At 66.5% G+C, this 14,860-nt stretch carries 15 protein-coding genes; 13 read left to right on the forward strand and 2 right to left on the reverse strand.

Going from position 1 to position 14,860, the window contains the following annotated elements; all coding sequences use genetic code 11:
- The first annotated feature begins 33 nt into the window (after positions 1-33).
- Complete coding sequence (locus QX108_RS04430) at positions 34-798, forward strand: DsbA family protein (protein WP_315778556.1); 765 nt, start codon at positions 34-36, stop codon at positions 796-798.
- An 82-nt stretch (positions 799-880) separates the two neighbouring features.
- On the opposite strand, the gene QX108_RS04435 is transcribed toward QX108_RS04430, so the two are convergent.
- Positions 881-1,549 carry a GntR family transcriptional regulator gene (locus tag QX108_RS04435; RefSeq protein WP_315778554.1) on the reverse strand — a complete coding sequence of 223 codons (669 nt, stop codon included), beginning with the start codon at positions 1,547-1,549 and terminating at the stop codon, positions 881-883.
- Between the two features lie 200 nt (positions 1,550-1,749).
- On the opposite strand from QX108_RS04435, the gene tcuA reads away from it, so the two are divergent.
- The 10 genes from tcuA (at position 1,750) to aat (ending at position 11,763) form a co-directional block, all read left to right on the forward strand.
- Complete coding sequence (gene tcuA, locus QX108_RS04440; RefSeq protein ID WP_315778552.1) at positions 1,750-3,165, forward strand: FAD-dependent tricarballylate dehydrogenase TcuA; 1,416 nt, start codon at positions 1,750-1,752, stop codon at positions 3,163-3,165.
- A complete protein-coding gene (gene tcuB / locus QX108_RS04445) occupies positions 3,152-4,243 on the forward strand; it encodes a tricarballylate utilization 4Fe-4S protein TcuB (protein ID WP_315778551.1) in 1,092 nt (363 codons plus the stop codon). The genes tcuA and tcuB overlap by 14 nt, the downstream gene beginning before the upstream one ends.
- 156 nt (positions 4,244-4,399) lie before the next feature.
- Entirely contained in the window at positions 4,400-5,161 is a 762-nt protein-coding gene (locus QX108_RS04450) for a DUF1236 domain-containing protein (RefSeq protein WP_315720315.1), read from the forward strand.
- A gap of 247 nt (positions 5,162-5,408) precedes the next feature.
- Complete coding sequence (locus QX108_RS04455) at positions 5,409-5,900, forward strand: type II 3-dehydroquinate dehydratase (RefSeq protein ID WP_315720316.1); 492 nt, start codon at positions 5,409-5,411, stop codon at positions 5,898-5,900.
- A gap of 42 nt (positions 5,901-5,942) precedes the next feature.
- Positions 5,943-6,428 carry an acetyl-CoA carboxylase biotin carboxyl carrier protein gene (gene accB, locus QX108_RS04460; protein WP_315720317.1) on the forward strand — a complete coding sequence of 162 codons (486 nt, stop codon included), beginning with the start codon at positions 5,943-5,945 and terminating at the stop codon, positions 6,426-6,428.
- Between the two features lie 77 nt (positions 6,429-6,505).
- The gene (gene accC / locus QX108_RS04465) at positions 6,506-7,855 is read left to right on the forward strand and encodes an acetyl-CoA carboxylase biotin carboxylase subunit (protein WP_315778550.1); all 1,350 of its coding nucleotides are present in this window, start codon (positions 6,506-6,508) and stop codon (positions 7,853-7,855) included.
- Positions 7,856-7,970: 115 nt separating this feature from the next.
- Positions 7,971-9,491, forward strand: coding sequence for a sensor histidine kinase (locus QX108_RS04470; protein WP_315720319.1), 1,521 nt, complete (start codon positions 7,971-7,973; stop codon positions 9,489-9,491).
- Entirely contained in the window at positions 9,488-9,925 is a 438-nt protein-coding gene (locus QX108_RS04475; RefSeq protein WP_172109443.1) for a response regulator, read from the forward strand. Before QX108_RS04470 ends, QX108_RS04475 begins: the two co-directional genes overlap by 4 nt.
- Positions 9,922-11,010 (forward strand): sensor histidine kinase, encoded by a 1,089-nt coding sequence (locus QX108_RS04480; RefSeq protein ID WP_315778549.1) that lies wholly within the window; start codon positions 9,922-9,924, stop codon positions 11,008-11,010. Before QX108_RS04475 ends, QX108_RS04480 begins: the two co-directional genes overlap by 4 nt.
- 72 nt (positions 11,011-11,082) lie before the next feature.
- Complete coding sequence (gene aat / locus QX108_RS04485) at positions 11,083-11,763, forward strand: leucyl/phenylalanyl-tRNA--protein transferase (protein WP_315778548.1); 681 nt, start codon at positions 11,083-11,085, stop codon at positions 11,761-11,763.
- Positions 11,764-11,768: 5 nt separating this feature from the next.
- Here the strand turns inward: aat and QX108_RS04490 are convergent, their stop codons facing one another.
- Positions 11,769-12,737: a DUF2155 domain-containing protein gene (locus tag QX108_RS04490; RefSeq protein WP_315778547.1), complete on the reverse strand. Its 969-nt coding sequence runs from the start codon at positions 12,735-12,737 to the stop codon at positions 11,769-11,771.
- Between the two features lie 246 nt (positions 12,738-12,983).
- Here QX108_RS04490 and QX108_RS04495 point away from each other — a divergent pair, with 246 nt between their 5' ends.
- Together QX108_RS04495 and QX108_RS04500 are read left to right on the forward strand one after the other, a co-directional pair.
- Positions 12,984-13,757 carry an SDR family oxidoreductase gene (locus tag QX108_RS04495; protein ID WP_315778546.1) on the forward strand — a complete coding sequence of 258 codons (774 nt, stop codon included), beginning with the start codon at positions 12,984-12,986 and terminating at the stop codon, positions 13,755-13,757.
- Between the two features lie 46 nt (positions 13,758-13,803).
- The gene (locus QX108_RS04500; protein ID WP_315778545.1) at positions 13,804-14,766 is read left to right on the forward strand and encodes an alpha/beta hydrolase; all 963 of its coding nucleotides are present in this window, start codon (positions 13,804-13,806) and stop codon (positions 14,764-14,766) included.
- Positions 14,767-14,860 lie beyond the last annotated feature (94 nt).

Consider the following 14,860-nt stretch of genomic DNA (forward strand, 5'->3'; position numbering starts at 1 on the left):
GACCCGATCATTTTGACCAAAAGGACCTCCTTCATGTCGTCATTCCGCACGCTCATTCCCGCGGCGTTGCTTGCGCTCTCGCTCTGCGCCCTGCCGCAGGTTGCGACGGCAGAGAGCATCTCCGACAGCCAGCGGAGCGAGATCGAGACCATCGTCAGGAACTATCTCATCTCGCATCCCGAGGTGCTCGAGGAGGCGATGGCCGAGCTGCAGAAGCGCCAGACGGCAGCCGAGGCGGCCAAACACGCAGCCGGCATCGCCAAGAACGCCGAGATGATCTTCAACTCGCCGCGGGGCGTCGTCGTCGGCAACAAGGATGGCGACGTCACCTTTGTCGAGTTCTTCGATTACAATTGCGGTTACTGCAAGCGCGCGATGCTCGACATGATGGAGCTGATGAAGAGCGACCCGAAGCTGAAGGTCGTGCTCAAGGAATTTCCGGTGCTGAGCCAGGGCTCGGTCGAGGCGGCCCAGGTCGCCGTCGCCGTGCGCATGCAGGCGCCGCAGAAATATCTCGACTTCCACCAGAAGCTTCTGGGGGGCCGCGGTCAGGCCGACAAGGCTCACGCGCTCGCCGTTGCCAAGGAGATCGGGCTCGACATGGCCCGCGTCGAGAAGGACATGGCAAGCCCGGAGGCCAAGGCGACGATCGAGGAGAACTTCAAGCTCGCCGAGGAGATGGGCATGAACGGCACCCCGAGCTACGTGATCGGCAAGCAGGTCGTGATCGGCGCCGTCGGCGTCGAGGGCCTGCGCGAAAAGATCAGCACCGCGCGTTGCGGCAAGGCGAGCTGCTGAGCGAAGCGATTGTGCGATCGAGGACGAAAGGCCGGCTGGATCAGCCGGCCTTTCGCTTTTGAACGGCGCGACGCGCACGCTTCTATGGAGAAAGCTTCATGCTCAGCCTCGTCCGCAGCGCCTCGCGGATGTGGTCCCGCGCAATCTTCTCGGCGCGGTCGGGATCGCGGGCTGCGATGGCCTCGATCAGCTCGGCATGCTCCGTGGCCGCCGCGCCGGGGCGTCCCTCTGCCGCGAAAGTCGTGGTGCCGAGCAGCGAGATCGCGACGTGCATGTCGGCCAGCGCGGAATCGAGATAGCGATTGCGTGCGGCACGCTGGATCGCCCCGTGCATGAGACGATTCAGCCGCGCCAACTCGGCCGCGTCCTCTCCGCTCGCAAAGCGCGCATGGATGTCGCGCAGCGCCGCGATCTCGGCCGGCGCGGCATATTGCGCCGCGAGTCGTGCCGCCGCGCCTTCGAGGATCTCCCGCATCGCGTAGAGTTCGAGGATGTCGTTCTGGTCGAGGCTGCGCACGATCAAGCCGCGGCCGCCGGCCGGCTGCACCCAGCCCTTCGCCATCAGCCTGCCGAAGGCCTCCCGGACCGGCGTCCGGCTGACGTTCAGCCGCTGGGCGACCTCGTCCTCACGCAGCCGGTCGCCCGCGCGATAGACGCCATTCTCCAAGGCCTGGCACAGCGCACGGAACACCGCCTCGCCGAGCGAGACGTTGTCGCGATCAATCGTGAACGTGCGCGTTTCGATGGACATGACCGCACTGTCTCACACCCTCGCTTTGAACAACAGCGGCTGTTGCATATTTTTGTATACAATAGTATACGAACCTGAGCTCGTCATTCTCTCGGCGCACGACGTTCCGGCGGTCTCTACGGGCGTCGCAGCCGAACAGCGAGCGTGCACAGCAGGAGGGGCCGGCCGCCCGATCAGCCCTGCGTCGGGAACGAGGAGTCATGACGGCTGAGAACGATATTCCCGAGCATCCCGTGGCTTACGACGTCGTCGTCGCGGGCGGCGGCAATGCGGCGCTGTGCGCGGCCATCGCGGCCCGGCACGCCGGCGCCTCGGTGCTCGTGCTGGAAGCGGCCTCGAAGTTCTATCGCGGCGGCAATACGCGGCACACGCGCAACATGCGCTGTGCCCACGACACGGCGACGGCAACGTTGAGCGGCCCCTACACCGAGGACGAGTTCTGGGACGATCTCCTGCGCGTCACCGAAGGCCAGACCAACGAGCAGCTCGCGCGCATGATGATCCGCGAGTCCAAGGAAATGCTCGACTGGATCGTCGAGCAAGGCGTGCGTTTCCAGCCCTCGCTCGGCGGCACGCTGAGCCTGGGCCGTACCAACTCGTTCTTCCTCGGTGGCGGCCGGGCCATGCTCAATGCGCTCTATCTGACCGCCGCGCGCCTCGGCGTCGACGTGCTGTACGAGGCCGAGGTGGTGGGGCTCGACATCGACTCCGATCGTTTCCGCGCCGCCATCATCCGGCAGCGCGACGGCAGGAGGCGCATCCGCGGCAAGGCGCTGGTGGCTGCAGCCGGCGGTTTCGAATCCAACATCGACAGACTGGTGGAAGGCTGGGGCGAGATCGCGCGCAACTTTCTGATCCGCGGCACGCCGAACAACCGCGGCACCGTTCTGGACATGCTGCTCGGCGCCGGCGTGGACAGCATCGGCGACCCGACCCAGTGTCACGCGGTGGCGATCGACGCGCGGGCGCCGAAATATGACGGCGGCATCATCACCCGGCTGGACTGCGTCGTGTTCGGCATCGTCGTCAACAAGCACGCGATGCGCTTCTACGACGAGGGCGAGGACGTCTGGCCGAAGCGCTATGCCATCTGGGGACGCCTGGTCGCGGCTCAACCGGACCAGATCGCCTACATCGTCTTCGACGCCAAATCCGCCAATCTGTTCATGCCGTCGCTCTATCCCGCGATCGAGGCCGCCAGCATCGCCGAACTTGCCGGCAAGCTCGGCCTCGATCCCGACGGACTGTCAGCCACGGTCGCCGCGTTCAACGCAGCGGTGCGCGACGGCAGCTTCAATCCCGACATCCTCGACGATTGCCGCACCGAGAACCTGACGCCGCCGAAATCGCATTGGGCACGGCGCATCGATACCGGTCCGTACTATGCTTATCCCGTGCGTCCCGGCATCACCTTCACCTATCTCGGCGTCCGGGTCGACCACGACGCCAGGATGATGATGAAAGCCGGAGGCTCGGCTCAGAACATGTATGCCGCTGGCGAGATCATGGCCGGCAACGTGCTCGGCCGCGGTTATGCCGCCGGCATCGGCATGACCATCGGCAGTGTGTTCGGACGTATTGCAGGCCGCGGAGCAGCAAGACATGCAGCGCAGTGAGGCGTTGACCGAGGCGGATCGCCTGATGACGATCTGCAACTCCTGCCGCTATTGCGAGGGCCTGTGCGCGGTGTTTCCGGCGATGGAGTTGCGGCGCTCCTTCTCCGGCGGTGATCTCAACTACTTGGCCAATCTGTGCCATTCCTGCGGGGCTTGCTATGTCGATTGCCAATTCTCGCCGCCACACGAATTCGATGTTCGCGTCCCCTCCGTTCTGGCGCGTGTGCGGCACGAGAGCTACGCCGATTACGCCTGGCCGCGCGCGCTGGCGCCGCTGTTCCGGCGCAACGGCCTCGCGGTGTCCCTGATCACCGTCGTCAGCATCGCCCTTTTCATCATCGGCTTCGTCGCGTTCAACGACCCCAGTGCCCTGCTTGCGAGCCGGCATGGTCCAGGCTCGTTCTACGCGCTGATGCCGCACACCACGATGGCCGCGCTGTTCGGCGCCGCCTTCCTGTGGGCGATCGTCGCCTTGATCCAGGGCGCGCGGGCGTTCTGGCACGACATGGGAGAACCGGCGTCGGTGTTGGCAGAGCCACGCCCGTTGCTATGCGCGATTCGCGATGCCGCGAGCCTGCGCTACCTCGATGGCGGCGGCGTCGGCTGCTACAATGAGGACGAGCGGCCGAAGGATGACAGGCGCTTCTATCACCACCTGACCTTCTGGGGCTTCCTGCTGTGCTTCGCATCGACCAGCGTCGCCACGCTCTATCACTATCTGCTGCAACGAGAGGCGCCCTACCCGCTATGGGATCTGCCGGTCGTCCTCGGTACGCTCGGCGGGATCGGCATCGTGATCGGGCCGCTGGGTCTTTATGCCGCGAAACGCAAGCGGGAGCCTGCGATGATGGATGAGGGCAGCCGCAGCATGGACGTCGCATTCCTCGCCATGCTCGGGCTCACCGGCGCAACCGGTCTCGCGCTTCTCCTGCTGCGCGAGAGCAGCGCAATGGGCGTGCTGCTGGCGCTGCATCTTGGTGCGGTGTTCGCGCTGTTCGTCACCCTGCCTTATGGCAAGTTCGTGCACGGCCTCTATCGATTTCTGGCGCTCGTTCGCTACGCCCGCGAGCGCCACTAACTATCCGGTTTGGTCATCCGGCGTTCATCAGCCTGAGCGTTCGTTCATTTCGTCGCGACCGGTGACATTTTTTCGGAACCATCGGGCGCACGCGGAACGACTCCAACGTCCTGCCGTTGTCGGCGCGGGCAGTGCCACGACAGAGGAGGATCGAGGATGACTAATCGCTTGATGGTATCAGTTGCTGCAATCGCGCTACTGGCGGGTGCAGGCTTTGCTCATGCGCAGGGCGCGGGCGGTGCAGGCGGCGCGGGAGGCCAGTCCGGCGGCGCTGCGATGCAGGGCGGTGCGACCGGCGGCGCTTCTGGCGGAGCCTCGAGCGGTGGCATGAACGCGCCCGGCGGCGCGGCGATGAATCGCGACAGCGCCTCGCCGTCGGCCGGCGGCTCGTCCGACATGCGCTCGAGCCAGTCGGGTCAGAAATCGGGTGCCGAGACGAAGGGCCAGCGCGCCGAGGACGGCATGAAGGGCCCGAATTCGAAGAGCATGAGCTCCGAGAATGACAAGAGCGGCACCAAGAACATGAAGGCCGAAGGTCGCGAAGGCCGCGACAACAACATGAAGGCCGAGGGCCGCGACAGCAAGACCGGCACCAGCACCAACGCGGAGACCAAGACCGGCGGCGATCGCTCGCAGACCACCACCGGACAGGCCGGCGCCGGCGCCAAGCTCTCGACCGAGCAGCGCACCAAGATCACGAGCGTGATCCGCAGCCAGCGCGTCGAGCCGGTGACCAACGTCAACTTCAACATCTCGATCGGCACCCGGGTGCCGCGCGACGTTCGCTTCCACCCGCTCCCGACCGAGGTCGTGACGATCTACCCGCAATGGCGCGGATATGACTTCATCCTGGTTCGTGAGCAGATCATCGTCATCGATCCTCATTCCTACGAGATCGTGGCCGTTCTCGACACCTGATCCCCGACCAGGCAGGTGGTGGAGAAAAGGGGTGGGCAGCAATGCCCACCCCTTTATGCTGACTGATCACACGCCAGGCGTGCACCGGGCAGCCGGGCGTGGTTAACGAGCGATTTCGGGCACTTGGCAGGTTTTTTTCGTGTGACGGGCAAGCCGCCCCATCCCCACAGGCGGCGCCGAAAGGCTTCCCCTTGGCGGCTTTGTTACCTATAACGCCGCCCACTGCCGCCACACCGCCGGGATGGGAATGGCCGAAGACGCGAACAAGATGATCTACGTCCTCAACGGACCCACCCTCGACGTGCTGGGCACCTGCGAGCCGGAGATTGACGGCCGCGTCACGCTGGCCCATGTGGAGCGTCTGTCCATCGAAACGGCTGCCCGGTTCGGGCTGACGGCTGAGTGCCGCCAGTCCGATCATGCCGCGGTGCTGGTGGAGTCGCTCCACGAAGCCCGGGCCAAGGGGGTGGCAGGCATTGTTCTGAATACCGGCGCACACTCTGGCACCTCGGCTGCGCTTTTCGACGCGCTCATGGGGGTGAAGATCCCCACGATCGAGGTGCACATCGGCAACAGTCACGCTCGCGAGCGTTCCCGGCACCACTCTTTCACGGCCAAGGCCGCGTTTGCGTCAATTTCCGGCTTTGGAATCGACGGCTACCGACTCGCGATCACTGGCCTCGCTGCAAAGATTGGCGCCAAGTCCGCCCCGAAGACCGACATCATGGCGCAAGCCTGACGTCCTTCGCCCCACGTCACACAACGTTTCTGGATCACGATCATGGCGCCCCAGCCCGACGACAAGACCACGGCCAAGTCCGAAGACAGCCAGCTCATCCGCGAGTTGGCCGCGCTGCTGGATGAAACCAGCCTGACCGAGATCGAGCTCGAGCGGGCCGGCCTGCGTATCCGCGTCGCCCGCAACGTGACGGTCGCCGCCGCCGTGCCGTCCGCGATCTCGGCGGCAGCTGCGGCCGTTCCGGTGGTCGCCGCGGCCACGGCGGCCGCCGCCGGCGCCGACCTCTCGAAGCATCCCGGCGTCGTGCCGTCGCCGATGGTCGGCACCGCCTATTGGGCGCCGGAACCCGGCGCGAAGCCGTTCGTCGAAGTCGGCTCCAAGGTCTCGGTCGGCCAGACCTTGATGATCATCGAAGCCATGAAGACGATGAACCAGATTCCGTCGCCGCGCGCCGGCACGGTGACGCAGATCCTGGTCGAGGACGGCCAGCCGGTCGAGTTCGGCGAGCCGTTGGTGATCATCGAGTAAGGGCGCGAATGGCGAGTAGCGAAAGGTGCTGCTCCCTACTCGTCATTCGCTATTCGCCATTCGCTTCGTAGGACGCCATGTTCGACAAAATCCTCATCGCCAACCGCGGCGAAATCGCCCTCCGCATCCTCAGGGCCTGCAAGGAGCTCGGCATCTCCACCGTCGCGGTGCACTCCACCGCCGACGCGGATGCCATGCATGTCCGCCTTGCGGATGAGAGCGTGTGCATCGGGCCGCCGCCGTCGAAGGACAGCTACCTCAACATTCCCGCGCTGCTCGCCGCCTGCGAGATCACCGGCGCCGACGCGGTGCATCCGGGCTACGGCTTCCTGTCGGAGAACGCGCGCTTCGCCGAGATCCTCGCCGACCACAATCTGCATTTCATCGGGCCGAAGGCGGAGCACATCCGCCTGATGGGCGACAAGATCGAGGCCAAGAAGACCGCGAAGCGGCTCGGCATTCCCGTCGTTCCGGGCTCCGACGGCGCCGTCACCCCGGACCAGGACGCGATGGCGATCGCCAAGGGGATCGGCTTCCCGGTGCTGGTCAAGGCCGCAGCCGGCGGTGGCGGCCGCGGCATGAAGGTGGCGCACACCGAGGCCGACCTGCAGCTGGCGCTGACCACCGCGGCCAACGAGGCCAAGTCGGCGTTCGGCGACGCCTCGGTCTATCTCGAAAAGTACCTGCAGAAGCCGCGCCACATCGAGATCCAGGTGCTCGGCGACGGCCGCGGCGGCGCCATCCATCTCGGCGAGCGCGACTGCTCGTTGCAGCGCCGCCACCAGAAGGTCTGGGAGGAAGGCCCCTCGCCCGTGCTCGATGCGGCCGCGCGTGCGAAAATCGGCAACACCGTCGCCAAGGCGATGCAGGAGCTGAAATATATCGGCGTCGGCACCATCGAATTCCTCTACGAGGACGGCGAGTTCTATTTCATCGAAATGAACACCCGCATCCAGGTCGAGCATCCCGTGACCGAGATGATCACCGGGATCGACCTCGTGCTGGAGCAGATCCGGATCGCTGCCGGGGGCGACCTGCCGATGACCCAGGACCAGGTCGTCATCAACGGCCACTCGATCGAGTGCCGCGTCAACGCCGAGAACCCGGTCAGCTTCCGCCCCTCGCCCGGCAAGATCCAGCAATACCACCCGCCCGGCGGCCTCGGCGTCCGTATCGACTCCGCCGTGTACCAGGGCTACGTCATCCCGCCATACTACGACTCGCTGGTCGGCAAGTTGATCGTCCACGGCAAGAGCCGGGTCGAGTGCCTGATGCGGCTGCGGCGCGCGCTGGACGAAATGGTGGTCGACGGGATCGAGACCACGCTGCCGCTGTTCCGCGCGCTGGTGCGCGAGCCCGCCATCATCGATGGCGACTACCACATCCACTGGCTCGAGCAGTATCTGGCGGGTCAGAAGACCGACTGAGCCACCGTTTCGAAAAGTGGCCGCCGAGCCGGAACCTTCCGGCCGGCTCTGCGTTCTGCTCGGTCGGAGCAATTCCGCCAGGGGGCAGTGATTTTCAACGACATGCGAGTATGCGGTGGCGCCTGAGGCGAGACGAAGGCGCACGCTGGGTCAGGTCCTGCTGTTGTCGGCGGGATTTCTGGTGCTGGTCGTGGTCAGCACGGCCTCCGTGCTGCTGGTCAACAAGGCCAGGAGCGACAGCGGCTGGGTGGTGCATACCATCGAGGCCGAGAACCAGATCAATGCGCTGCTGCTGGAAGTGCGGCGCGCCGAGAGTGCGGTGCGCGCCTATGTGCTCACCCAGGGGCAGGAGTTCCGCGGGGATCACGAGGCCGCGGTCGCGGCGATCGGGCCCGTGCTCGACAAGCTGACCACACTGGTGGCCGACAACCAGACGCAGGTGGAGAATCTCGGCCGCCTGCGCCGGGTCATCGAGACCCGGCTGGCGCAGTTCGATCGTGAGAAGGCCCTCGTCGCCTCGGGCGACCTCGCCGGCGCCGTCGCGCTGGTGCGCGACGCGGGCTCGACCCACAGCAGCAACCAAATGCGCAGGACAGCCGAGGCGATGCGCAGCGAGGAGGAGCGGTTGCTGGCACAGCGGACCGCCAATGCGGACGCGAGCCAGCAATTGGCGGCGATCGTGACGATCGCCGGGTCGGCGCTGGTCGTCGTGCTCGCCGTCATCTCGGTGCTGCTGGTGCGCCGCTCGACCCGCGCCCGCGACGACGCCGAGGCGCAGCTGCGCGAGAGCAACCTCAATCTGGAGGCCACCGTCGACGAGCGCACCGCCGATCTGCGCGAGGCCAACGAGGAGATCCAGCGCTTCGCCTACATCGTAAGCCACGACCTGCGCTCGCCGCTGGTCAACATCATGGGCTTCACCAGCGAGCTCGACGAGTTGCGCAACGACATCTTCCGGCGCATCGCGACGCTGGCGCGGGCCGTCTCGGCATCGCCTCCGCCGGCTGAAGGCGCCGAGCCGGAGCTCGAGGGCGCCGACAAGCAACTGTCGGACGATTTCTCCGAGGCGCTCGGCTTCATCAAATCGTCGATCGCCAAGATGGACCGCCTGATCACCGCGATCCTCAACCTGACCCGCGAAGGCCGCCGTGAATTCGTCCCCGTGCGCATCGACACAAGCGAGCTGATCGAGCAGATCGTCTCGACCCTTGCTCATCAGGCCGACGAGGCGCAGACCACCATCCGCGTCGAGCCCCTGCCCGCCATCGTCAGCGACCGCCTCGCGCTGGAGCAGATCTTCTCAAATCTCATCGACAACGCCATCAAGTACATGAAGCCCGGCGTTCCCGGCGACATCGCCATCCGGGCCCGAACCAAGCTGGGTTTCGCGATCTTCGAGGTCACGGATAACGGCCGGGGGATTGATCCCCGCGATCACCAACGTATCTTTGATCTGTTCCGCCGCGCCGGGACCCAGGACCGTCCGGGTCAGGGGATCGGATTGGCGCATGTGCGCGCGCTCGTGCGCCGGCTCGGTGGGACCATGTCGGTCGCGTCGGAGCTCGACCAGGGCAGCACGTTCACCATCACGCTCCCGATCAACTGGAACGTCTCAAACCGGAACTCAGACCGATGACCATGCCCGTGACGATCATCATGATCGAGGATGACGAAGGCCACGCCCGCCTGATCGAGCGCAACATCCGCCGCTCCGGCGTCAACAACGAGATCAAGCCGTTCACCAACGGTACAGATGCGGTGAAGTATCTGCTGGGTGCTGACGGCACCGGCCTCGATCACAAGGGGCACGCATTGCTGATCCTGCTCGACCTGAACCTGCCGGACATGACCGGCATCGACATCCTCAAGATGGTCAAGCAGAACAGCTTCCTGAAGAGCGCGCCCGTCGTCATCCTGACCACGACGGACGACAGCCAGGAGATCAAGCGCTGCTACGAGCTTGGCTGCAACGTCTACATCACCAAGCCGGTCAACTACGAGAGCTTCGCCAACGCCATTCGCCAGCTCGGCCTGTTCTTCTCCGTCATCCAGGTTCCACCCGCCGCATGAGCTCAGCCGCCCCCACGCTGCTCTACATCGACGACGACGCGGCGCTGGCGCGGCTGGTCGAGCGCGGGCTCAAGCGGCTCGGCTTCACCGTGGAGCATGCGCCGGACGGCAGCGCCGGGCTGCAGCGCATCGCGCTAGGCGGCATCGACGTGGTCGCGCTCGACCAGTACATGCCGGGGCTCGACGGGCTGGAGACGCTGGAGCGCATCATGGCGCTGCCCGATGCGCCGCCGGTGGTGTTCGTCACCGCCTCCCAGGATTCCAAGATCGCGGTGACGGCCCTGAAGGCCGGCGCAGCCGACTATCTCGTCAAGGACGTCCAGGGCGAGTTCATCCCGCTGCTGCAGGTCGCGGCCGAAGGCGCGCTGCGCCAGGCCCGGCTGCAGAAGGCGCGTGACGAGGCGGAAGCCGAAGTGCGGGCCTCGCGCGACCGCTACGCCGCTTTGGCGGCCGAGCGCGAAGTTCTGCTGCGCGAGGTCAACCATCGCGTCGGCAACTCGCTGCAGATCATCGCCTCGCTGCTGCATCTGCAGGCCAATTCGAGCACGCAGGACGACGTCAAGGCCGCCCTCACCAACGCCATGGGCCGCGTCGCCGCGGTGGCCCAGGTGCACCGCCGGCTCTACACGTCGCAGGATCTCAAGAGCGTGCTGCTGAACCAGTACCTGGACTCCCTGCTCGACGATCTGCGCCGGTCGGCCGAGGGCAACCGGATGTCGCGGCTCACCCTGAAGGCGGAGCCGGTCGAGATCGATCCGGACCGCGCGGTCGCGATCGGCATCGTCGTCAACGAGCTGGTGATGAACGCCGTCAAATACGCCTATCCCGACGGGCCTGGCCCGATTCACGTCGAGCTGAAGCTCGCCGGCGACGACATCGTGCTGTCGATCGCCGACAATGGCGTCGGCCTCAACGCCACCAGCGACCCGCGTTCGACCGGCATGGGCCAGCGCATCGTCAGCGCCATGGCGACCAAGCTGGATGCGACGGTGGAGCCCGATCCGAGCCATCACGGCACCAAGATCGTCGTGCGCTTCCGCTTGACCAAGGATGCGCCGAAGCCGGCCGCCGCCGCGATGGGCTGACCCCACGGCAGGAATGCCGGCTGCGGCCAACGGACCATCGCGCCGGCTTCGACATCCTGCTAGACTGAAGGGATGAATTCGCGCGACTCCGCAGCGTCCGAGATCACGCCCGAGGTCCTGCTGCGTGCCTATGCCTGCGGCATCTTCCCGATGGCCGAAAGCGCCGACGACCCGACCTTGTTCTGGGTCGAGCCGGAGTTGCGCGGCGTCATCCCGCTCAACGGCTTCCGCGTCGCGTCACGGCTCGCCCGCACGGTCCGCTCGGATGCCTTCACCGTGACCGTGAACCAGGCCTTCAAGGCCGTCATGGATGGCTGCGCCGAGCCGCAGCCAGGGCGCGAGGACACCTGGATCAACCGGCGCATCCGCGAGCTCTACAGCGGCCTGTATGCGCTCGGCCATTGCCATAGCGTCGAATGCTGGCAGGACGGCGAGCTGGTGGGCGGCCTCTACGGCGTCAGCCTCGGCCGCGCGTTCTTCGGCGAGAGCATGTTCCACCGCGCCCGAGATGCGTCGAAGGTGGCGCTGGTGCACCTGGTGGCACGCCTGATCGCAGGCGGCTTCGAGCTGCTCGATACCCAATATGTCACCGAGCACCTCAAGACGTTCGGCGCGGTCGAGATCCCGCGCCGACGCTACACCGTCCTGCTCGAAAAGGCCTTGCAGGGGCCAGCCGCCAACTTCCTCCGGCTCCCCGTCGACCGGCCGCTCACGGGAACCGATGCGCTCGCGATCATCGCCGGGCGCGGCTGAGGCCGCTATCGGAACACGCCGCCGAACGGTCCACCCGCCTGGGGCGGCGGAGGTGGCGGCGGCACCTGCTGGGTCTGGTACTGCGGCGGCGGTCCCGGCGGACGCGGCGCCGCCTGCTTCTGCTGCGGCGGCCGCTTCTGGGCAGGCTGCGGCGCAGCAGGCTTCTGATCCGGCGCGGCACTGACCACGGTGGTCTGCGGCTCTTTGCAGTCGACCAGCCAGATGTCGTAGATCGGGTGCTCGACGCCGTGCAGACCGGGGCTGGCCGCAAACATCCAGCCCGAGAAGATCCGCTTCACCTCGCCCTGCAGGGTGATCTCATCCACCTCTACGAAGGCGTCCGTGTTTGCAGCCTCGGTCGCCGGGCGCGTGTAGCAGGCGTCGGTCTTCACCCGGAGCGCGCCAAACTGCACGGTCTCACCGACTTCCTCATCGAAGTTGATGATGCGGCCGGTGATCTTGTCCAATCCGGAGAAGCTCGCCTTCTTGTTCACGATCTTCTGCGCGGGCGGCTCGGTCACGACCTCGTCCCCCGGCTGAATGGTCGCCGGCGTCTGCGGCACCGCGCCGTTCGGCGGGATCGCCGCGTTCTGGGGCGCGCCACGGGGCGGCGCAGGCCGCTGACCGGGCTGGCCGGGCGGCGCGGCCGCGACGGGCGGATTGTTCTGCGGCAGGACGGTCATTCCAGGCGGCGGCGCCAGCGGCTGCGACTGAACCGGGCCCGGAAGGGCGGCGCCCTGCCCCGGCGGCGGGCGAGTCGGCGCCGGCAGCACGCGGCCCTGCGGCAGTTCGGGGATCTCCTCCTCTTCCTCCGGCGGCGGGATCGGTTCCCCGCGCCGCGGAATGTTGCCCGGCGGGCGAGGCACGGGATCGGAGAAAATAGTACCGATCTGCGCGCGTGCGGGCACGGCCAGCGCGAGGGATGTGGCGGCCAGGAACGCCGCAATACCGGTCAGGACGATTGTTCGGTGCATCTCGCGCGGCTTTATCAGGCGAATCGGGGTTCGGGACAATCAAATCGCGTCATGACCCATCCGCCGCTCTCGATCAGCCCTCCCGTTAACATGCCGAATACGGCGGGGGAAGGGCGACTTACCAGCGCACCGCGAGGTGGTCATCTGGTTCATCCAATGAGATAGTTGCATGATCAGAAGATAGCGTGAAACCAACACGCAACAAGGCCGCAGGCGCTGCAAGCCGGGGCCAAGGGAAGGAAGCACATGCCTGATTCGATTCGTCTCGACGGCCGGGTGGCCGTCGTCACCGGCGCGGCCGGCGTGATCGGCACGGCGACCCTGCAACGGCTGGCGGCGCGCGGCGCCCGCATCGTCGCAGTCGACCGCCGCGAGCAGGATCTGAAGGCCGCCATCGGCGATCTGCCCGCGAGCGCCGAGGCGATGGCCATTGCCGCAGATGTCACCGACGAGGCCGAGGTGGCAGCGTATGTGCGCAGCGCCTGCGAGCGCTTCGGGACCATCGACGTGTTCTTCAACAATGCCGGCATCGAAGGCGAGATCAGGTCGATCACCGACTATCCGCTCGAGACATTCCGCCGCGTGCTCGACGTCAACGTGGTCGGCGTGTTCCTCGGTCTCAAGCATGTGCTGCCTGTGATGCTGAAGCAGAACCGCGGCTCGATCATCAACACCGCCTCGATCGCCGGCCTGATCGGCTCGCCGCAGATCGCGGTCTACAGCGCCAGCAAGCACGCGGTGATCGGACTGACCAAGAGCGCGGCGTGGGAATGCACCGGCACCAATGTCCGCGTGAACTGCGTCTGCCCCGGCCTGATCGACAGCCGCATGCTCAGCGCGATCATCGAAGGCCGCAGCGGCGCTGCCGTTCCGATCGAGAAGGTCGTGGACCGCGTCCCGGCACGACGGCTCGGCCAGGGCGCGGAGGTCGCGGCGATCGTCGCCTTCCTCGCCTCCGACGATGCGAGCTACGTCTCCGGCGCTGCCTACACCGTCGATGGCGGCCGCACTGCCGCCTGACACCCCCCTCACCTCACCCGCTTGCTCAACTCGAGGTCCGTTGCCCATGCCCGTTCAGCTCGATGCCGATGCCGCTGCCGTCTACAAGGCGTTCCAGGAGGCCGGCAGGCCCGCTTATGAGTCGCTGACCCCACAGGAGGCGCGAGACTACTATCTGGCTGCGCGCGTCGTGAGCAATCCTGAGCCGCCCGAGCTTGCGGACGTCCGGGAGCTCGCCATCCCTGCCCCGCACGGCGCGATCCCGGCACGGCTCTATCGGCCCAAGACGGTGCGCCAGACCAATGGCCTTGCACCAGGGCTGGTGTTCTTCCACGGCGGCGGCTGGGTGATCGGCAATCTGGACTCCCACGATGTGGCCTGCCGTGCGCTGGCCCATGAAGGCGAGCTGATCGTGATCTCGATCGACTACCGCCTCGCACCGGAGCACAAGTTCCCGGCTGCGGTCGACGACTGCCTCGCGGCGACACGATGGGTGGCTGATAACGCGGCCTCGCTCGGCATCGACGCCTCGAGGCTCAGCGTCGGCGGCGACTCCGCGGGCGGCAACCTCGCCGCGGTCGTCGCGCTGTCGGCACGTGACGGCAAAGGGCCCAAGCTGTCCGGCCAGGTGCTGATCTATCCGGCCACCGACTTTGCGATGAGCCATCCCTCGCACAGCGAGCCCGAGACCAGCGTGCTGCTGACGCATTCGGTGATCCGCTGGTTTCGTGATCACTATCTCAATAGCGCGGCCGACATTCACGACTGGCGCGCCTCGCCGGCCAAGGCGGAGACGCTGGCCGGCCTGCCGCCCGCCTATGTGCTGACGGCGGGCGCCGATCCACTTCGCGACGAAGGCGACGACTATGCGCGCCGCCTGCGCGAAGCCGGCGTGCCCGTGACGCACCGGACGCATCCGGGTCAATTCCACGGCTTCTTCACCATGGGCAAGCTGCTCGAGCAGGCCAATGTCGCGGCGCGCGACATTGGCGGCTGGCTCAAGCAGCTCGATCGTCCGAGCGGCGTCTGAGATCGCGCTCCCCCCGCACTGCAGCCGACGTCGCGTTGGCCGGCCTTGCTGGCAAGCGTGGCCAACATATCTCGTTGATCGCAGCAGGAGACCT

It is taken from the genome of Bradyrhizobium sp. SZCCHNR1002 (genome assembly GCF_032381435.1).
Taxonomy (GTDB): domain Bacteria; phylum Pseudomonadota; class Alphaproteobacteria; order Rhizobiales; family Xanthobacteraceae; genus Bradyrhizobium; species Bradyrhizobium aeschynomenes.